Origin of the sequence: Achromobacter sp. F4_2707 (assembly GCF_047501535.1) — a bacterium.
Classification (GTDB): Bacteria; Pseudomonadota; Gammaproteobacteria; order Burkholderiales; family Burkholderiaceae_B; genus Yanghanlia.
In genome coordinates this window covers 1-264 of sequence record NZ_JAZDRJ010000035.1, presented here as the reverse complement: position 1 = coordinate 264, position 264 = coordinate 1, and the positions used below count along the sequence as shown (strand labels likewise).

Below are 264 nucleotides of genomic sequence, written 5' to 3'. Positions count from 1 at the left end.
GCGAGCTGCTGTCCAAGTACGACTTCCCGGGCGACGACACCCCCATCATCAAGGGTTCCGCCAAGCTGGCGCTGGATGGCGACGAAGGCCCCCTGGGCAAGCAAGCCATTCTGCAACTGGCCGAAGCGCTGGACACTTACATTCCCCAGCCTGAGCGTGCTGTCGACGGCGCATTCCTGATGCCTGTGGAAGACGTGTTCTCCATCTCGGGTCGCGGTACTGTGGTAACCGGCCGTATCGAGCGTGGTGTGGTGAAGGTGGGTG

1 pseudogene is annotated in these 264 nt (G+C 62.5%); it reads left to right on the top strand.

Annotation, left to right across the window (positions count from 1 at the left end):
- Positions 1–264 (top strand): annotated as a pseudogene (gene tuf, locus VRY85_RS14900) (elongation factor Tu); the annotation flags it as partial.